This window comes from Enterobacter cloacae complex sp. CARB60 (genome assembly GCF_036487345.1).
Taxonomy (GTDB): domain Bacteria; phylum Pseudomonadota; class Gammaproteobacteria; order Enterobacterales; family Enterobacteriaceae; genus Enterobacter; species Enterobacter asburiae_D.
This window is the reverse complement of sequence record NZ_JAZKLC010000002.1, coordinates 2854521-2868172: the sequence shown is the minus strand read 5'-3', so window position 1 is coordinate 2868172 and position 13652 is coordinate 2854521. Positions and strand designations below refer to the sequence as shown.

The following is a 13652-nucleotide window of genomic DNA, read 5'->3' as shown; positions in this document are numbered from 1 at the left end:
TACATTTATTAACGCATAACGATATAAACGGAAAATATTCTCGTTTGCGGGATAAAAGTGACCTGACGCAATATTTGCGTTTTGATGCTTATTGATAATGTTGTCACAAAAAGTGAGGGTGACTGCATGGATAAATTACTTGAGCGTTTTTTACAGTACGTTTCGCTGGATACCCAATCTAAGCCGGGTGTTCGCCAGGTGCCAAGCACCGAAGGCCAGTGGAAGTTGTTAAACCTGCTTAAAGAGCAGCTTGACGCCATGGGGCTGGTCAACGTCACGTTAAGCGAGAAAGGCACTGTGATGGGAACGCTGCCGGCGAATGTCCAGGGTGATATTCCGGCGATTGGCTTTATCTCCCATGTCGACACCTCTCCGGATTTTAGCGGTAAACATGTGAACCCGCAGATTGTGGAAAACTACCGCGGCGGCGACATTGCGCTGGGTATTGGCGACGAAGTGCTCTCGCCCGTGATGTTCCCGGTGCTGCACCAGCTGCTGGGCCAGACGCTGATCACCACCGACGGCAAAACGCTGCTGGGGGCGGATGACAAGGCGGGCATTGCGGAGATCATGACCGCGCTGGCGGTGCTGAAAGAGAAAAATATCCCGCACGGGGATATCCGCGTGGCCTTTACGCCGGACGAAGAGGTCGGCAAGGGCGCGAAGCACTTCGACGTGGAAGCCTTTAACGCGCAGTGGGCCTATACCGTTGACGGCGGCGGCGTCGGTGAACTGGAGTATGAAAACTTCAACGCCGCGTCCGTCACGATCAAAATTGTCGGCAACAACGTTCACCCCGGTTCGGCGAAAGGGGTCATGGTGAACGCGCTGTCGCTGGCGTCGCGTATTCATGCGGAAGTCCCGGCGGAAGAGAGCCCTGAACAGACCGAAGGGTATGAAGGGTTCTATCACCTGACCAGCATCAAAGGCACCGTGGACAGCGCGCAGATGCACTACATCATCCGCGATTTTGACCGCAAAGCCTTTGAGGCGCGCAAGCGTAAGATGATGGAGATCGCCAAGAAGGTCGGTAAAGGATTACACCCTGATTGCTATATTGAGCTGATCATTGAAGACAGCTATTACAATATGCGCGAGAAGGTGATGGCGCATCCGCATATTCTCGATATCGCCCAGCAGGCGATGCGCGACTGCGATATTGAACCCCAGCTGAAGCCGATTCGCGGCGGCACCGACGGTTCTCAGCTGTCGTTTATGGGGCTGCCGTGCCCGAACCTCTTTACCGGTGGCTACAACTATCATGGCAAGCATGAGTTTGTGACGCTGGAAGGGATGGAAAAAGCGGTGAAAGTGATAGTGCGGATAGCGGAGTTGACCGCGAAGCGGTAGCTGCTTTAAGCCGGGTGGCGGCTGCGCCTTACCCGGCCTACGTTCGGATTGTAGGCCCGGTAAGCGCAGCGCCACCGGGCAGAAAGGCAAGGAGTGCCATGTCAAACTATCGCCGCCACTACGTCCCGGGTGGAACCTGGTTTTTCACCGTCAACCTGCAAAACCGCCAGAGCGATTTGCTTACCCGTCATATCGACAGCCTGCGTGCTGCCACCTCAATGGTTAAGCACGCAAAGCCATTCGCTATCAACGCATGGGTAATCCTTCCTGAACATATGCACTGTATCTGGACCTTACCGGAAGGCGACAGTGACTTTTCGGCACGCTGGCGGGATATCAAAAAGACATTTAGCCGCAACATCGAAATGCGCTATATCTGGCAGCCACGCTTCTGGGAGCACACCGTCCGTAACGAAGAGGACTACCGGCGGCATATGGATTACGTCTACATCAATCCGCTGAAGCATGGCTATGTCAGCAAAGTCATCGACTGGCCGTATTCAACGTTTCATCGCGATGTACGGGAAGGGTTATATCCGGCGGATTGGGCGGGAGAGATAGAGGATTTTGCGGCGGGTGAGCGGAAGTAAAAAGCCGGGTGGCGGCTACGCCTTACCCGGCCTACGATCCGAATGTAGGCCCGGTAAGCGTAGCGCCACCGGGCATTACAGCGACTCAGTCCTCAAAGAACCAGTATCCGCTGTTGACCAGCGCGGCCAGCATCGCGAGGAAGGACGGGTCTTCCAGCGCATCGCCAAAGGTGTCGGCAGTCAACACCAGATGGCTGGCAATGGCTTCCAGCGCCGGACGGTGTGGGGAATCCAGCTTCTCGCCGTTGACGAAGACCTCCTCACCAATGCGCAGCACGCGCAACCCGCCCAGACGCGCCAGCCTGTCGCCCTGCTGGAGCGCATCATAAATCTCGTCAGCCTGATAAGGCGGCTCCGGCGGCGCAACGTCCAGCTCATGACGAGACTGGCTGATAAACTCACCAAACCACTGTTTGAAGTGCTCCGGCTCGTTAATCAGATCCAGCATCATGCCGCGCAGCTTATCGAGTTCTTCTGGCAGAATATCCGCCGGATGCTCGCGTGCAGGCACATCAGGATCGCTGTAGCGATAGCTGCCCAGTTCGCGCTGCAGAACATAGTCGGCAAATCCGCTGATCATCTCGCGGCCGCTCGGCGCGCGGAACCCTACGGAGTAGTTGAGTGAGTTTTCCAGAGAGTAGCCTTCGTGAGGGAATCCCGGTGGAATGTAGAGAATGTCACCCGGCTCCAGCTCTTCGTCGATAATCCCTTCAAACGGGTCAACCTGAAGCAGGTCCGGATGCGGGCAGTGCTGCTTCATTGGTACTTTTTCGCCCACGCGCCAGCGGCGGCGGCCCGTACCCTGAATGATAAACACGTCGTACTGGTCCAGATGCGGACCCACGCCGCCGCCAGGTACGGAGAAGGAGATCATCAGATCGTCCATGCGCCAGTCGGGCAGGGCGCGGAACGGACGCATTAATGCGGAAGTTGGCTCGTGCCAGTGGTTAACCGCCTGCACCAGCAGCGACCAGTTGTTTTCACCGAGGTGATCGTAGCTTTCGAAAGGACCGTGGCTGACCTGCCATTTCCCTTCCTGGTGGCTGACCAGACGGCTGTCGACTTCGTTTTCCATGGCCAGACCGGCCAGTTCGTCAGGCGAGATGGGGTCGACAAAATTGCTGAACCCGCGCTTCAGAACCACCGGGCGTTTTTGCCAGTAACGTTCAATAAACTCGGGCCAGTTAAGTGTTAAGTGATAATCCATAATTTTTTTATTCCGCAGGCTCTTACTGACTCGGATTATAACGGAAGCTCAGCCCCCCGGCTGCGAGATCCTCGCATTTTTCACATAACGGGTTAACTATCGTTCGATGTGGGCTGCTGGCGACCAAAAATGACCTCCATTCTGGCGCCGCCCAGCAGGCTTTCGCTGGTTTCGATTTTTCCGTCGTACTGATCGACAATCTCGCGCGCGACGGCTAATCCTACGCCCTGGCCAGGACGTAGCGTATCGGCGCGCTGACCGCGATCGAACACCACATCACGTTTATTGCGCGGGATCCCCGGGCCATCATCCTCAACGATAATATGCAGCTCATTTTCCGTCTGACGCGCAGACACTTCCACAAACTCCAGGCAGTATTTGCAGGCGTTATCCAGCAGGTTACCCATCACTTCCATGAAGTCATTTTTTTCACCCACAAAGCTTATCTCTGGCGAGATATCGAGGCTGATGTTCACCCCTTTACGTTGATACACCTTGTTGAGGGCGGACGTGAGGTTATCCAGAAGCGGGGCTACCGGGTGCAGTTCACGGCTCAGCAGGGCGCTGCCGGAACGCATGCTGGCGCGGTGTAAGTAATAGCCAATTTGCTGTGAAATACGGCTGATCTGCTCCAGCATCACCGGCTCGGCATCATCGACGCTCAGCTTCGAACTGCGCATTGAACGCAGGGTACTTTGCATGACGGCCAGCGGAGTTTTCAGGCTGTGGGTCAGGTCCGTAAGGGTGGTACGGTATTTATCGTAGCGTTCGCGTTCACTTTTCAGCAGGCGGTTGAGGTTACGCACCAGGCTGGTGAGTTCACGGGTCGTTTCCGGGTTCAGCTTTTCGCGATGATGTTCTTCCAGTTCACGAACTTCTTTCGCCAGTGATTCAATGGGGCGCAAGCTCCACCACGCCGCCACCCACAGCAGCGGGATCACCAGCAGGAGATTCGCAGCCAGAACGTAGATGAACCAGCTCCAGACCATATACGAACGCTTCAGCTCGACCGGAATGGTATCGATCACCACGATGGTCAGCTGCGGCATATTCAGCGTCGCCGGATAGAGGTTAATCGCAACGGAGTGCGTCATCTCCGTTTCGGCATCATCAGCGCGGATCTCGTTCAGCTTTTGCTGCAGGGAGCGATCTTCACGGAGTAGCGAGCTGGTGGTGTTGAGATCGGCCTCAATTTCATGAAATCCGTTGGTTTTGAGCCAGTCGGGACGAATGCTTTTGACCAGCCAGGGGATGTCACGTTGCGCCCACAGTAACTTTCCCTTTTCGTCATAAATCAGGGCCAGCGTCGGGCTCTGCTGGTTGAGGTTTTCCGGCATTTCGACGGTGATTCGGTTGTTTTCCCACTTCGCCAGGGTATAAAACAGGTTGCTTTCGCCACGCAGCAGACGAAAGGTGGTTTTATCAAAGCTGACGCTGTAGCCCACCAGGGCGACCATGCCGTAGGAGAGCGACAGCACCAGCACGACCGCGGCTGTTGCCAGTAAGAAACGAACCCGCAGCGAGAGGGGCAGAATGTGGCGTAAAATCCGTCTCATTTAGCGTAATTCGAACAGGTAGCCCTGACCGCGGACGGTGGTAATCACATCCTGTGGATACTGCGCCTGGATTTTCTTACGCAAACGTCCCATCAGCACGTCAATGGTATGGCTCTCGCGCAGTTCAGCATCAGGATAGAGCTGGAGCATGAGGGAATCTTTGCTCACCACTTTGCCATTGTTACGGATCAGCGTTTCCATGATGGTGTATTCGAAGGCGGTGAGCTTGATCACTTCATCATTGATCGCTAATTCCCGGCGGGAGAGATCGACCTGGAAAGGCGGGATGGAAATAACCTGTGAAGCCAGCCCGCTGTTACGGCGTAACAGCGCCTGCATGCGCGCCGCCACCTCTTCAATATGAAACGGCTTGGTGACGTAATCATCCGCACCCGCGCTGAGCACTTCAACCTTATCCTGCCAGCCTTCACGAGCGGTGAGAACCAGAACCGGGAGGGAGACATCGTGGCTGCGCCAGCGGCGAATTAACGACAGACCGTCTTCGTCAGGCAACCCTAAATCGACAATGGCGATATCCGGCAGGTGTTCATTGAGATAATAATCGGCTTCTTTTGCATCTTCAGCATCGTCCACCTGATGTCCCATCTCCTGAAGCTGAACCTTCAGGTGATGACGTAGCAATGCGTTATCCTCAACAACCAGTACGCGCATCATCTCTTCTCCCTAAATAATTGGTATGAATAGTTTAACGCTGATTATGGAGTTTGAAACCAGCGTCATGAAATTAAATGACTTTTTTAATACTCCCAATACCTTGGGGGCGTCCTGGGGGCACAGCTGTCGGCATCTGGTTGTTCAGCATGTTGACCTGGTCCTGGTTCATATCGCCGATCCACTTTGAATAAACCTCATACACCATGCGCGCATCCTCATGGCCCATCTGGCTGGCGATAAAGGAAGGGTTAGCACCGGCCATAAGCGTCCAGCAGGCGTATGTGTGTCGGGACTGATAAGGATTTCTCTCACGTATTCCCGAAAGTTTAGTACCCCGCTTCCATCCATACGAAATCGAGTTTTTGGAAAAAAAGCTCTCATTCACTGACGATTTCTTTTCCGGGGAAAACACAAACCGCAGATTTTGTGGCTCGGTTTTGCCGATTTCACGGTGATGGAAAATGATCTGCTGTCTTGGGTTATTGCCTGTGATTTCGAACTGCTCCAGCAGCGCATCATGTGCAGGCTTAAGCAGGGTGATCGTTCGTATTCCAGCATCTGTTTTCGGCGGCACAAACACCCGCTTGTTCGTCAGGCTTCTTGATACGTGAATCTCACCTTTTCTCAGATCGATATCCTCCCACGCCAGAGCACAAATCTCGCCGGGCCTCATTCCCGTATGGACGGCTACTATGATGATCAAAGCCAGTTTTCGGGGAAGGGCGGCAATCAGTGCCTGGTACTCATGAAGTAGAAGCGGATCGGGGTCTGCCTTAGATAGCTTGAGCCTGGATACGCCCTCATAAGGAGCGTGTAATATAAACTGACTTCGATTCGCAAGCTTCAGCATTTCTGATAAAACCGCCATCTGTTTATTGACTGTTGAGGGCGCGCGTCCCTTTTTAACCAGGTTAGGCATTGAAGGGTTTAATACGCTGCCGGTCAGCAACTCTTTACGGTAATTCAGAATATCGGCATGCTGAATATCAGCCAGGGGAGTGTTTTCTCCCACAACACGCTTCAGGGTGTTAACTGCAGATGTAAGAGAATGCAGCGTTGCCCCTGACACCTCCAGCGCTTTTGTATCAAGGAAAAAATTGCTCAGCTCGTTAAATGTCGTGATTCGCTTAGTTGATGAGAATTTTTTAAGAGCCTTCGATTCAGGGAAGCGCGCCGCGTAGTCGAACTGACCGAACTGAATTTCACTCACGATGACCGCGCGAAGATTTCCCGCCTTCTTGATGTTGCTGCTGTTAACCACCCAGCCACGCAGAACTTCGCGGCAGCGAATGCCGCGATAGGTAAATGTGATCCTGATTTTTCCGTTATGAAGTTCAACGCCGGTTGGAAAGTTCATCATGCTTCCTGAATAAATCTATTAATCAGCGGAAAGTTGTACCAGACCAAAGCCCGTTTGCTTTCTCCACCGGGTACCGCGGGTACTCGCTTAAAATGAACCCCTTCGATCCAGCATCCGAGGCGATAAGCTTTTATTTGCCTGTCATCCAGCCCCGTTTTCTCAGTTAGCTTTCCCGCCACCATCCACTCTTCATCGAAAATGATTTGCGCCATGCTTAACTCCATGACGCCGCCACGATACCGCAGCGGCAGATAGTATATTGATTGTCAAAAATCACCGACCAAGCCCAGGGAGGCATTGCAGATGTCTGGCCCTGGTCATTGCCGTGGCCACATAGCTGCGTGGCCTGTTAATAACCTCGACCGTAATTTTTCTCCCTTGGATCTTGATGGTGTAAAAAGTCTGTTTGTCACTGCGGCCATGCTCGCCATATTTCTCAAAATGGCATTTGAGCGCGGCGGCGCATGCTGGCCCGCCGATGCTGTCTCCCTTGCTACGGTTAATCAGACGCACAGGAGCCTTCCTGATGGTTGATAACGCTGTGTGCAAGCCCGGCGGCCATAGCCGGTAATTCCTCATACTGAATGCAATATGCCGGGTTGGAACATAAGCCCTGCAGCGCTGCAATGGTCAGCTGCTGCAGGTAGGTAACAGAAGAAAGCGGAGCGTTTGTTTCAGGTGCTGGTTCGGACTCTGCTTTCGGCTTTGCAGTAACTGCCGGCGGATCGAGCACGACAGATTTTGGTGGTTTCGGTCGTCGGTATTCCACGATCGCATCAAGAACGATTTTCTGACGAACGCTAATTTCATCGGACCAGCTATCCAGCATGTTGGTGGCCACGTCGTGGATCTCCTCGTCGGTGAAATCAGGAGACAAGCAAAATTCTGTGGCGGTGATATCTTCCATCAGTAGCGGGATAACATCGGAAACGAACTGGCCGGTGCATGCCACCACTCCCTCTGCCTCTTCTTTCCCCATGATGTCGGTGCGGCCAGAAATCAGGTCATTCAGTGCATGCAAAATTGAAATTTCGCGTTCGCCTGGTGCTGGTGGTACTTGCTGTTTTTTGACTTCATTTGAGGGGGGGGTATTTATCAGTGCATCGACAGAGAAGACGCCTCCGCCCAGGTTCTCCACCTTCGGCTGGTCCGTGGGCTGCTGCACTGGCGCGGAGCTCTGAGCGAATGCCTCATTGAGTTCTTTGTCGAGCTGCGCAGCTTTGGCAGGACAAACTGCTGGTGGCTGAGTTTCGCCAAGTACAGGCGGTTTGGCTTCATCATGTTCGTTTCCCTCAGGGTTGGCACGAGATTTTGGGCGGCAAGCTGTATCAACCGTTTTCTGATCTGGGTGCGCGTGGTCACATTCAACCAACTCGCGATTGATGTACTCACGCAATGCGACAGGATCTAACCAGAGTTCTTCCGGAGCTGATTTAATCAAGGCGATGATGGCTGCGCGGGAATAATCCAGAATGCCGGGGGTACCGCGCAGTTTTTTCCACCATGCAGTAAAGCGGGGGTCCTGTTCTGCTTCGGCCATGGCTTTCGCCGGAATAAATAATCTATTCGGGATCCCGTAAATGTCGATCTCGTCGTACATGCCCAGAATCGCAACAGCAACCTCTATCTTGAGCGTAGACAGGTTGTGTGCCAGATCCGGGCTGCGGTCTGTCTTGTTTCCTCCGCCCAAAGTGGAGCCAGTGTCCGTGCGGTTTTCTTCGGTTGTAGTGCTAACAGCCTGAGGTCGCTTTTCAATCGGCGTATCGATCCATTTGGCGATCTGCTTTTTAATGTCCGGCCACTGTGCAGAGTCTTTTGTGTTCTCACGTACCCAGGCGAGTAATTGCTCCTGCCGTTCCGGTGCCAGGGCCAGCGATCGTGTTTCTTTGGATAGTGCTTCGGCCAGCTCGCGGGCAAAGCTGGGTTCATCATCATTCTTCAGATCGACGATCTGGCCGTACTGCGCTGAAGTGATTCCAGGGACCGGGCCGAACAGTGCCAGACAAGCTGCCCGGGATGCCTGGTCGAGCTGCGCAACGATTTTAATTTCTTCCTGTGCCTTGTTGTCGTCCCATTCCGTCTTTTCTTCAGATTCAGGCTGTGGCGCCGCAGCTGGTTCACCTGCATTCACATTCCAGATAGCCACGGTATTGAAAAACTCAGGTGAGAAAACATCAAGTTCAGGGCACGGCAAACCATCACGGTGCTCCCAGATTTTCACTTTAAAATAATCATCAATATGTTCAGGGTACTCAGCCGCCAGCTTGCCGAAAATAACGGCCTCGGCGATGGCTTTTGTGGCCGCATTAACTGCGGTTGCAAGCGGTTTTAAATCTGGGTGTTTTTTTAATGCTTTATCTTTTGGGAAATAAGCCCCACCAAATACTTTTAACTCAACAGACATAATGACCTCGTTTAATATTTGAAAAATGATGTTGAATGAAATGGCTTCCGGATGCTGCGTTTTATCTTTCTTAAAACGTCACGTTTTTCTCTTTTTTCATTGCATTGTTCGCATAAATAAATCGTGCGCTTAAAGGGGTATATGTCTGTTTTCCTTTCGTGCATTTCCGATTTTTTATATTCGCGGCAGCAAACAGCGCAATGACAAATGATGTCATCCATATCAGTTAAGTAGTTGGCGTTTGTGATAGTAATAGGACATGCCGCAGGCGTTCTGTGCTTCGGCGAACTTCACAGACAGCAAGCTAATGTGCTTAACAGCGCAAACCGGGCAATGAAACTCGCCCAGCACATAGCCACCATCAAGCACAACGGTTACAGGGCCAGAGGATGGTAAATGAACCACGCCAGAAATAATCCCGTTAATATTAAATGTCGCAATTTCTTTGTTTACTATTGCCAGACCCATTTCGATGGTTGTTACTTCTAATTTCATTTCAGACACCTTGTTTTAGGTTGAGAGAATCCCTGCCGTTTAAGGCATGGTTTTTAATTGTGTATAATTAAATGACAGTTAGGTTATTGCGTTTTATTGACGCTATTAGCCTTCAGAGTTCAGGGTTGCCTTTTTGAGCAAGCAAATAACAAAGTTTTCGCAGTTTTATTTCAAACCAGTTAAGGCGGACTGCCTGTTGCCGTGATGGTTGACGATTAAAGTCTGTCATAATGAATCCCCTATTAAGGTTATTAACAGCCATCTACAATTTCGATTGCCCACAACTGGAAGCACACTCCGCCAGCTAACAAACCAATCCCCATTAGTGAAAGGGTGGAATGTGCTTCCATGTTGTGCGCCTGTCTTTTCACCACTTCAGGCTCGGTGGTATTCTGGTTGCTCTCACACAGCCAGAAGGAAACTTGCATGCGCGGAGTCGTCGTACATCATGAGCACCGCATTGGTTACATCGTTATCCGTGACCCAATCGGAGAATTCACGGTCGCCGAACTGCTCGGTGGTTATGACGTCGAGAAGGGACACGTAATATCCGGTAATCTCCACAGTCTTGGCGGTGAAACTTTTTACAATGAAACGGAGTGTGAAGAGCTCGATGTCATTGTTCAGAATCACGGCATGTCTGAGCAGCAGTCGATTCAGATGATCCGAAATACTCGTTGATCCATTTGCGAAATAGAGCGCAACTTTTCAGCGTTCCGTTGCAGTATTCGACGGAGATAACTTGGCCTTGTGTTAAATGAGGCTTAATCTCTTCGTTGTTCTGCAACCCTCGTTTGGCTGCCAGCTCCAGACGCGCAATCTTTTCGAAAAGCGCTTCTAACTTCTTATCCATTGGTGTTCTCCACTTCACACTGGCGAATCATCCCAGTCTTCATATTTTCCGGGCAGCTACTTCGTGGGCATCCTGCCTGTTCGCTTTTTTTCACCCTTATCGCCGGGTAGGCGGAACGTTTACTGATTACTGCGTGTTTTGTTGGTCTAAGTTTATATACAATTAAACCAACATGTAAAGTTAATGGTAAACAAAAAGGCGTGAAAAATTTGATGTGGTTGAATTTGGAGAAAAAAAAGACCGCAACAAGCAGTCTTTAGGGGAGTTAGTCTATTTCGAGGTCTTTGAGCATCTGAAGGATTTCTTGTTTACTCTTGCCTTTAAGCCTTGCCTTGAGCTCATTGTCTATGGAGTTAACTTGCGCCCTGAGGTTTACCATGTGCTGCTCCTTTTCCCATTCAGCAAGGCTGTCGAAAAGGTCTAGCAGTTCTTCATGGCGCGCGTCAAATGGGCGAGGGGATCTTAACTCTTCACCCATAGGTTCTTCATCAAGATAACCAGGAGCCATGCCGTAATCTCGTTCAATACGGCGCGCAGCTCTCTCGCCGAACGACGCTTTGCCGTTGATCAGCTGTGAAAGGTAGCTCTTCTCTTTCTCCGGCAGGGTTCTGCTGGAAAACCATGCCGCTAGGCGCTTACGCCTGATTTCTTTTGTGTCCATGCAGTCATTTTGATTAGTAATTTCTAAACAAGCAAAAACTTGACATTAATGTTTAGTGGTTTATAAACTTACAATTCAACACACAGGAGCAATTATGCAACTCAATGACTTTTTGAAAGCCGGTGGGCCAAAGATCCGCAAGGCGCTGGAGCAACACCTTGGGATATCGAAATCTTACCTCTCCCAACTTGCAACGGGGCGGGCTGCTATTTCGCCGAGTCGATGCATCGTTATCGAAACCTTTACCGATGGAAAGGTTTCTCGTTCTGACATGCGGCCAAGCGATTGGGCTGAAATTTGGCCTGATTACAAGCCAAAAAATAACACAACAGCTCAGGAGGATACTGACTAATGGAAATCAAAAAGTTGGCATGTGAGCTGGAGTCCTGGGCGCAGGAAAAGGGCTGGAAGACAGTCACGCAGCTGATAACCCCGCATCACTTTGGCGATCTGCTTCAGTCACTGGATGACGTTTCGGATCCGGACGAGTACGCGCGCCGGCTGCACAACAACAAGCAGATTATTCAGCGTGCATTCCGCAACGATACACCTAACTACCTGAAACAGGCTGAAGCCCTGAGCTATGCCATCCGTACCGCCATTGATAACGAACTGGCGAAGAAGGACTGCATGCACTACCGGGCGGCAAGGGTTAACAAAGAGTGTATCGAAGCCACCAATGCGGTGTTCACCGGCAAACCGCAACCGGTAATCCGCCGCGAGACCCTGGAAGCTATCGACGCGCTGGCGCAGATGGTCGGCGTCAAAGTGAAGCTGGTTTCAACTTGTTCAAACGTAGCCTAGTTCAGCTGTATCGAGGTGTTCTATGAGCATGGAACTGATGGTTCAGGCGATGAAGGTCAAGGTAGGAAACCCGCTTCGTAAGCTGGTCCTGCTTAAGCTGGCCGATAACGCAAGTGACCAGGGCGAATGCTGGCCGAGCTATCAGCATATCGCTGATCAGTGTGAGATCAGCCGTCGTTCCGTCATGAATCATGTTGCCGCGCTTTGCGAGTCTGGACTGATGCGAAAAGAGACTAGATCGGGGCCGAAAGGCAATGGCAGCAATTTCTACCGACTAACCCTGAGCGGTGCAAATACCAGTGCGAGGGTAGTGCAGGAGATTCACCAGGATGGTGAAGCAAATTCACCAGGGGCTGGTGCAGGAAATTCACCAGATGGTGCAGCACGTTCACCAGGGGATAGTGAAGGAGATTCACCCAGAATCAGTCACTCTTCTGAACCAGTCAAAGAACCAGAAAATAATTCTCGTCCGGATGCTTCGCAGTCCGACGGGAAGATTTCAAAAGCAGAATTTTTAAATCGTCACCCGGAAGCAGTGGTTTGTAGCCCTGCGAAACGCCAGTGGGGTAGCCAGGAAGATTTGACCTGTGCGCAATGGATCTGGAAGCGCGTGCTGAAACTCTACGAGGAGGCCGCAACCTTTGACGGCGAGATCGTTCGTCCGAAAGAGCCGAACTGGACGGTCTGGGCGAATGACGTTCGTCTGATGCGCACCCTTGACGGCCGTAGCCACAAGCAAATTTGTGAAATGTTCAAGCGAGTTCAGAGCGATACGTTTTGGGTTCGCCAGGTGAAATGCCCGGCCAAACTCCGCGAAAAATGGGATGACCTGATTATTCGCCTGTCGGCACCGGGCACAGGGCATTACCAGGCTGGTGGACGGGATATCAATCAGATCCCCCGTCCAGATAACACCGTTCCGCTAGGATTCAGGGGGTAAGCATGCAAAACGCAGGTTCCATTCTCGATCGCCTTCGCCGCCTAATTACGCAAGGCGTAGAACCCAAATTCAAGAACGCCGCAGAACTGATGGACTGGCAGCGTGAGGAAGGGCAGAAACGTGCGGCTGAAGTGGACAAACTCAACCAGCAGGCACGAGCAGAGAAAATTTTCGGGCGATCCGGGATCCAGAACCTGCACCGCAGCTGCAGTTTCGCGAATTACACGGTGAACGGCGATGGACAGCGCCATGCCCTGAGTATGGCAAAGAGTTATGCGCAAAATTTTGGAACTGGCTTTGCGAGCTTCGTTTTCACCGGAAAGCCCGGCACGGGGAAAAACCACCTCTCAGCGGCGATCGGAAATTATCTGCTGAAACAGGGGCGAACGGTTCTGATTGTGACCGTGCCGGACCTGACCCTGCGCGCCAGGGCCTGTTATGACGAAGGGCGTTCTGAAGCCGCGCTGCTGGATGACCTCTGCAAAGTGGATTTGCTGGTACTCGACGAAGTAGGCATTCAGCGCGACAGTCGCGGCGAGAAAGTTTTGTTGAACCAGATTATCGATCGCCGCCTGGCCGCAATGCGCCCGGTTGGCGTTCTGACCAACCTGAATTACGACGCGCTGGTAGAAACCCTGGGTGAAAGGGTTATTGACCGCCTGCGCATGGATAACGGCATTTGGGTGAACTTTGACTGGGAGAGCTATCGCGGAAACGTTAGCCACCTGAGACCTGTTAAGTAAATTTTGAGGAGAAA

At 52.0% G+C, this 13652-nt stretch carries 16 protein-coding genes; 6 read left to right on the top strand and 10 right to left on the bottom strand.

All coding sequences use genetic code 11. The features are described from left to right. Positions 1–126: 126 nt before the first annotated feature. Positions 127–1350, top strand: coding sequence for a peptidase T (gene pepT, locus V4835_RS14740; RefSeq protein WP_121931268.1), 1224 nt, complete (start codon positions 127–129; stop codon positions 1348–1350). Positions 1351–1448: 98 nt separating this feature from the next. After that, entirely contained in the window at positions 1449–1940 is a 492-nt protein-coding gene (locus V4835_RS14735; RefSeq protein ID WP_331412609.1) for an REP-associated tyrosine transposase, read from the top strand. A gap of 85 nt (positions 1941–2025) precedes the next feature. Here V4835_RS14735 and V4835_RS14730 read toward each other — a convergent pair whose 3' ends face one another. The 10 genes from V4835_RS14730 to V4835_RS14680 all read right to left on the bottom strand — a co-directional run bounded on the left by V4835_RS14730 (position 2026) and on the right by V4835_RS14680 (position 11151). Next, positions 2026–3147 carry a ribosomal protein uL16 3-hydroxylase gene (locus tag V4835_RS14730; RefSeq protein ID WP_331412606.1) on the bottom strand — a complete coding sequence of 374 codons (1122 nt, stop codon included), beginning with the start codon at positions 3145–3147 and terminating at the stop codon, positions 2026–2028. Positions 3148–3239: 92 nt separating this feature from the next. Further along, positions 3240–4703: a two-component system sensor histidine kinase PhoQ gene (gene phoQ / locus V4835_RS14725; RefSeq protein WP_063145804.1), complete on the bottom strand. Its 1464-nt coding sequence runs from the start codon at positions 4701–4703 to the stop codon at positions 3240–3242. After that, entirely contained in the window at positions 4704–5375 is a 672-nt protein-coding gene (gene phoP, locus V4835_RS14720; RefSeq protein ID WP_028019015.1) for a two-component system response regulator PhoP, read from the bottom strand. A gap of 73 nt (positions 5376–5448) precedes the next feature. Then, positions 5449–6735 carry a site-specific integrase gene (locus tag V4835_RS14715; protein WP_331412604.1) on the bottom strand — a complete coding sequence of 429 codons (1287 nt, stop codon included), beginning with the start codon at positions 6733–6735 and terminating at the stop codon, positions 5449–5451. Beyond that, entirely contained in the window at positions 6735–6950 is a 216-nt protein-coding gene (gene xisR / locus V4835_RS14710) for an excisionase family protein (RefSeq protein ID WP_010429804.1), read from the bottom strand. The genes V4835_RS14715 and xisR overlap by 1 nt, the downstream gene beginning before the upstream one ends. A 61-nt stretch (positions 6951–7011) precedes the next feature. Then, the gene (locus tag V4835_RS14705) at positions 7012–7251 is read right to left on the bottom strand and encodes a DUF4060 family protein (RefSeq protein ID WP_331412601.1); all 240 of its coding nucleotides are present in this window, start codon (positions 7249–7251) and stop codon (positions 7012–7014) included. Further along, the gene (locus tag V4835_RS14700) at positions 7238–9142 is read right to left on the bottom strand and encodes an exodeoxyribonuclease VIII (protein WP_331412600.1); all 1905 of its coding nucleotides are present in this window, start codon (positions 9140–9142) and stop codon (positions 7238–7240) included. Before V4835_RS14700 ends, V4835_RS14705 begins: the two co-directional genes overlap by 14 nt. Positions 9143–9364: 222 nt before the next feature. Further along, positions 9365–9637 carry a hypothetical protein gene (locus V4835_RS14695; protein ID WP_331412599.1) on the bottom strand — a complete coding sequence of 91 codons (273 nt, stop codon included), beginning with the start codon at positions 9635–9637 and terminating at the stop codon, positions 9365–9367. Between the two features lie 616 nt (positions 9638–10253). Next, positions 10254–10490: a hypothetical protein gene (locus tag V4835_RS14685; RefSeq protein ID WP_331414172.1), complete on the bottom strand. Its 237-nt coding sequence runs from the start codon at positions 10488–10490 to the stop codon at positions 10254–10256. Positions 10491–10755: 265 nt separating this feature from the next. Continuing rightward, positions 10756–11151, bottom strand: a complete 396-nt coding sequence (locus V4835_RS14680) for a hypothetical protein (RefSeq protein WP_331412596.1) — start codon at positions 11149–11151, stop codon at positions 10756–10758. 94 nt (positions 11152–11245) lie between these two features. On the opposite strand from V4835_RS14680, the gene V4835_RS14675 reads away from it, so the two are divergent. Genes V4835_RS14675 through V4835_RS14660 form a run of 4 tightly spaced genes read left to right on the top strand, consistent with a single transcriptional unit; the run spans position 11246 to position 13638 of the window. Next, positions 11246–11503, top strand: coding sequence for a transcriptional regulator (locus V4835_RS14675; RefSeq protein WP_023311189.1), 258 nt, complete (start codon positions 11246–11248; stop codon positions 11501–11503). Then, the gene (locus tag V4835_RS14670; RefSeq protein ID WP_331412593.1) at positions 11503–11955 is read left to right on the top strand and encodes a hypothetical protein; all 453 of its coding nucleotides are present in this window, start codon (positions 11503–11505) and stop codon (positions 11953–11955) included. Before V4835_RS14675 ends, V4835_RS14670 begins: the two co-directional genes overlap by 1 nt. 22 nt (positions 11956–11977) lie before the next feature. After that, positions 11978–12895, top strand: coding sequence for a helix-turn-helix domain-containing protein (locus V4835_RS14665; protein WP_331412592.1), 918 nt, complete (start codon positions 11978–11980; stop codon positions 12893–12895). Positions 12896–12897: 2 nt separating this feature from the next. Beyond that, positions 12898–13638 (top strand): ATP-binding protein, encoded by a 741-nt coding sequence (locus tag V4835_RS14660; RefSeq protein ID WP_331412590.1) that lies wholly within the window; start codon positions 12898–12900, stop codon positions 13636–13638. The last annotated feature ends 14 nt before the right edge of the window (positions 13639–13652 follow it).

Bases quoted from the DNA above. Each gene is read 5' to 3' on its own strand.
- pepT (WP_121931268.1), top strand. From the start codon at position 127: ATGGATAAATTACTTGAGCGTTTTTTACAGTACGTTTCGCTGGATACC.
- V4835_RS14735 (WP_331412609.1), top strand. From the start codon at position 1,449: ATGTCAAACTATCGCCGCCACTACGTCCCGGGTGGAACCTGGTTTTTC.
- V4835_RS14730 (WP_331412606.1), bottom strand. From the start codon at position 3,147: ATGGATTATCACTTAACACTTAACTGGCCCGAGTTTATTGAACGTTAC.
- phoQ (WP_063145804.1), bottom strand. From the start codon at position 4,703: ATGAGACGGATTTTACGCCACATTCTGCCCCTCTCGCTGCGGGTTCGT.
- phoP (WP_028019015.1), bottom strand. From the start codon at position 5,375: ATGCGCGTACTGGTTGTTGAGGATAACGCATTGCTACGTCATCACCTG.
- V4835_RS14715 (WP_331412604.1), bottom strand. From the start codon at position 6,735: ATGAACTTTCCAACCGGCGTTGAACTTCATAACGGAAAAATCAGGATC.
- xisR (WP_010429804.1), bottom strand. From the start codon at position 6,950: ATGGCGCAAATCATTTTCGATGAAGAGTGGATGGTGGCGGGAAAGCTA.
- V4835_RS14700 (WP_331412600.1), bottom strand. From the start codon at position 9,142: ATGTCTGTTGAGTTAAAAGTATTTGGTGGGGCTTATTTCCCAAAAGAT.
- V4835_RS14695 (WP_331412599.1), bottom strand. From the start codon at position 9,637: ATGAAATTAGAAGTAACAACCATCGAAATGGGTCTGGCAATAGTAAAC.
- V4835_RS14685 (WP_331414172.1), bottom strand. From the start codon at position 10,490: ATGGATAAGAAGTTAGAAGCGCTTTTCGAAAAGATTGCGCGTCTGGAG.
- V4835_RS14680 (WP_331412596.1), bottom strand. From the start codon at position 11,151: ATGGACACAAAAGAAATCAGGCGTAAGCGCCTAGCGGCATGGTTTTCC.
- V4835_RS14675 (WP_023311189.1), top strand. From the start codon at position 11,246: ATGCAACTCAATGACTTTTTGAAAGCCGGTGGGCCAAAGATCCGCAAG.
- V4835_RS14670 (WP_331412593.1), top strand. From the start codon at position 11,503: ATGGAAATCAAAAAGTTGGCATGTGAGCTGGAGTCCTGGGCGCAGGAA.
- V4835_RS14665 (WP_331412592.1), top strand. From the start codon at position 11,978: ATGAGCATGGAACTGATGGTTCAGGCGATGAAGGTCAAGGTAGGAAAC.
- V4835_RS14660 (WP_331412590.1), top strand. From the start codon at position 12,898: ATGCAAAACGCAGGTTCCATTCTCGATCGCCTTCGCCGCCTAATTACG.